This is a genomic window from Ideonella sp. (assembly GCF_035254525.1).
Lineage (GTDB): Bacteria > Pseudomonadota > Gammaproteobacteria > Burkholderiales > Burkholderiaceae_C > Ideonella.
On the sequence record NZ_DATFAN010000206.1, the window covers coordinates 1 to 4268 of the forward strand.

Here is a 4268-nt window from a genome sequence, read left to right on the forward strand (position 1 = left end):
TTTCGAGCACGGTGTCGAAGACGTCGTTGTGGGTGATGCGATGCCCGCCCCAGGTGCCGTCGCCGACGTTGATGCCGGCACGCGGCACGCGGTAGATCGAGTTGTGGTCCACCGTGATGCGCGCGGCCATCGACAGCTCCACCCCGGTGGCCTGCTTGTCGATCAGGCCGATGTCGTGGATCAGATTGTCCGCGGCCGCCGAATCCTTCGGGTACGCATCCGATTTCGGGCCGGGCGTCGGGTCGATCGCCGACAGTTCGAGCCGCTCCTGGTACTCGAACAGCGGGGAGCGGACCGCGTCGGGCCGGCCGACGAAGGCCACTGCCGTGCCGCCGATCGCATGGATGTGGTTGCCGGAGACCACCACGCGCTGCGCGCGGCCACTGACCACCACCGCATGGCCGCCGAGGTCGGTGAACTCCGAATCCTCGACGCGCACGTCGCCCGCGTTCTCGATCGTCACCGCACCGACACGGTAGAACTTCCAGTCCGAGCGCAGCAGCGGCTCGACCGCCTTCAGGAAAGTGGGCTCGGTCTCCTTGAACTGCAGGTGCCGCACGCGCACGTGCTGCACCGCCGCAGCCCGGCCTTCGATGCGGATCAAGGCCTCGTGCACGCTGGCGCGGAACCCGCTCGCCGGCGGCTGCGTGCCCGCGATCGGCTTGAAGTACAGCCAGCCCTGCTGGCGATCGTGGAACCACTCGCCTGGCGCGTCGAGCTCCTCCAGCACGTTCTCGACGTAGCGGTCGCGCTCGCTCGGCGGCATCGCGCGGTTGTTGCCGACCTGCGCGCCGTAGGCGAGGCTGCCGTCGGCCTGCTTGCCGAGGATCGGCACCTGCACGCCGCCCCAGCGGTTGCCGTGCAGCGCATGCAGGACGGCGCCTTCGGGGTCGTGCCAGCGCGCGACGCGCTCGGGCGCCGTGGCATCGGGCGCACCGCCGAATCCCGGATGCGTGGGGTCTAGGTTGGGGTAGCGGGCGCGCACCAGCGCCTGCGTGCCCAGCCACAGGCGCTGGAACGCCGGGCCCGCGTACCGGGCGCGCCACACGCCGTTCTGCCACGATTCCCACCGCAACGCGGGCAGGCCCGACGCGCCGGTCAGCACGGCCCGCGCGCCGGGCGCCGCGTCGAGCACGAACGGGTGGTCAGCGGTGCCCGACAACGCCTCGTCGATGACGATCGGCGCCGCCAGCTCGTAGGTGCCGGTTGCCAGCTGGATGCGCTGGATGCGCTTGTCGGCCCGCGCCTTGTCGAGCGCGGCGGCCAGCGACCTGGCGTCCTTGACGACGACGGCCGCGGCGCGCGCCTCGGCGCCCAAGCCGCCCGCCAGAACGGTCAGCGCAAGCAGCGTGGCCCTGATGGCACCACACGAAGCCAGCTTCTTCATCCCTGGGCCGCGAAGGCAGCGGCGCCGAGCTGGCCGCGCCCATGCTCGTCGAGCTGAGCCTCGAGCCGCCTGCCGCGGTGGCGCAGCGCGACGGTGGCCCGCGCCGGTCCGCGCAGGCGCAGCTGAGCGACCCGCCCGCCCTTCCAGTCGATGTCCAGCTCCACGCCGCCGCGTGCGCGCACGCCGTGCAGGCCGCCGTCGGGCCAGACCGTGGGCAGTGCGGGCAGCAGGTGGATCTCGCCGCCCCACGACTGCACGATCATTTCCAGGATGCCCGCCGCGCCGCCGAAGTTGCCGTCGATCTGGAATGGCGGGTGCGAGTCGAACATGTTCGGGTAGGTGCGCACCGGCCCGAGCAGGCCCTGCAGGATCGAATGCGCGCGATCGCCATCGCCCAGGCGGGCCCACAGCGCGAGGCGCCAGGCGGTGGCCCATCCCGTCGATTGATCGCCGCGCGCGTTCAGCGTGACCTTCGCCGCCTGCGCGAGCGCGGGCGTGTCGCGCAGGTTGATCTGGCCGCTGGGGTAGACGGCGTACAGGTGCGACACATGGCGGTGGCGCGTATCGGTCGCGCCGGCGTCCCAGTCCTCCAGCCACTCCTGCAGCTGGCCTTGCGCGCCGATGCGATCGGCCGGCAGCCTGGCGCGGGCCTTGCGCAGGGCGCGCACGAAGTCGTCCTCTTGCAAGCCGAGCAGCTCATGCGCCTGCAGCGTGTGGTCGAACAGGTCGCGCAGGATCTGCCGGTCCATGGCCGGACCGGCGCACAGCGAAACGCCCGCATGGTGGTCGTTCTCCGGCGAGAGCGAGGGTGAAGTGACGAGGCCGCGGCCCTTGGGATCCTCGACGAGCGTGTCGAGGAAGAACACCGACGCACCCTTCAGCAGCGGGTACAGGCGTCGCAGGGTCGCCGGCTCGGGGTGGTACTCGTAGTGATCCCACAGGGTGTTGCACAGCCAGGCGCCGCCGCAGGGCCACAGGCCCCACAACGGGCCGTCCACCGGCGCCGCGGCGCGCCACAGGTCGGTGTTGTGGTGGGCCACCCAGCCTCGCGCGCCGTAGCAGGTGCGCGCAGTGCGGGCGCCGGTGACCGCCAGCTCTTCCACCATCCGCAGCAGCGGCTCGACGCATTCACCGAGGTTGCCTGGCCCCGCGGGCCAGTAGTTCATCTCGGTGTTGATGTTGATCGTGTACTTGCTGCCCCAGGGCGGATGGAGCCCCTCGTTCCAGCGGCCCTGCAGGTTGGCCGGCTCGCTGCCGGGGCGCGACGACGAGATCAGCAGATAGCGCGCGTACTGCACGTACAGCGCCGCCAGGGCCGGCTGGACTTCGTCGGCGGCGGCAAAGATGCGCTCGTCGGTCGGGCGCGGATCGGCCGGTTCGCTGCCGAGGCGGATCGACAGGCGGCGGAACAGTGCCTGGTGCGCCTGCAGGTGCCGCTGCCTGAGCTGCCCATACGACCTGCGCGCGGCCGTCTCGCTGCGGCTGCGCACGGCGGCGACCGGATCGCCGCTGACGTCGTCGAAGCGGACGTGGCTGGTGGCGGCCGCCACGAGCAGCATCACCGTGCGGGCACCCCTGACCTGCAGGGTGTCGCCGGTCACGGTGACGCGGCCGTCGCTCACGGCCTTCACGCGCACGGCATAGCGCAGCGCGGACGCGATGCCGGCGTCCGCCACATTGCGGCCCCGGATCAGCAGCGCGTCGTGGCCGTCGGGTGTGATCGACAGCGTGGCGGGGCGCTGCTCCTGGCGCAGCGGCTCGTGGTGGTCCCAGGGGGCACCCGCCAGCGAGACGGCGCCTGTCTTGCCGTCGTAGGTCTTCGCGCCGTACTCGGCATCGGCCGGGTGTCGATAGCCGAGATCGAAGTCGAGGCTGCCGCCCTGCGCCGAGAGCTGCAACACCAGCACCTGGTCCGGTTCGCTGCAGAACGACTCGCGCAGATGGCGCACGCGCCCATCCCGGAAGCGGGTGACGGCCGTTGCGCTGTCGAGGTCCAGCCAGCGACGGTAGTTCGACGCGCCCTGCAGGCCCTTGATGTCGAGGAACAGGTCGCCGGCCGTGCCGTAAGGCATCTGGACCAGCGGCTGCGCCATCATCGTCTTGCCCGCCAGTTCGGAGGCTTCGTGCCAACGGCCTTCATCGAGCAGGGCGCGCACACGCGGCAGGGCTTCCAGCGCCTTGGGGTTGTCGGGGGTGTACGGCCCACCGCCGAACAGCGTGTCGATGTTCAGCTGCAGGCGTTCCTGCGCAGCCCGGCCGAACACCATCGCACCGAGGCGGCCGTTGCCCACCGGCAGGGCCTCGACCCACGGACCGGCCGGCTGCTCGTACCAGAGTGACAGCTCTTCGCGGCCTTCGCGTTCGGTGGCAAGCACCTTGGCCCGCGCGAGGCCAGGCAGTGCGAGCGCGAGGCCCGTGCAGGCGAGGAAGCGGCGTCTGTGGTTCATGCGAGGCCGGCTCCCCGGGTCTTCCTGGCGGCCGTCGAGCGGCTCGCCGTGATCTTTCAGTGCTCTTACCAATCTGGTCATACCAGTATCGCCAAACGGCCTGTGCCGTCTTTCCAGTGAAAACCCGCGTTGACGCATATCCCCCACTGAATATCGGGGTTCTGTCTCGTTCAGCGCGTATCCGGTTTCCTCATTTTGGTCATACCAAGTTCTGGTCTGATCCGGGCAACTCATTGGGTCTCACGGCGCTCCCGGCTCCACGACCACCGGGCCGACCAGGCCCGAGGCCTGTCCCGGTTGCGACTCCACCAGCACGGTGAGCGTGCGCTGCTGCGCACCCTTGGCCAGCGGCAGCGACAACGGGCCCGGCGCGGATGCGGTCTTCTCGCCCAGCTTGACGCCGTCGAGCCACACCTCGGCCTTGCCGGCGATCT

Annotated in this window: 3 protein-coding genes; all 3 read right to left on the bottom strand. The window is 70.8% G+C overall.

Translation table 11 applies throughout. From position 1 onward, the window contains the following. Nucleotides 1–1387, bottom strand: a 1387-nt coding sequence (locus VJ693_RS23035) for a right-handed parallel beta-helix repeat-containing protein (protein ID WP_324158120.1), incomplete at its 3' end; no start/stop codon positions are given. Next, the gene (locus VJ693_RS23040) at nt 1384–3834 is read right to left on the bottom strand and encodes a glycoside hydrolase family 95 protein (protein WP_324158122.1); all 2451 of its coding nucleotides are present in this window, start codon (nt 3832–3834) and stop codon (nt 1384–1386) included. The genes VJ693_RS23035 and VJ693_RS23040, both read right to left, overlap by 4 nt. Nucleotides 3835–4074: 240 nt before the next feature. Next, a partial coding sequence (locus tag VJ693_RS23045; protein WP_324158124.1) for a hypothetical protein occupies nt 4075–4268 on the bottom strand: 194 nt, incomplete at its 5' end.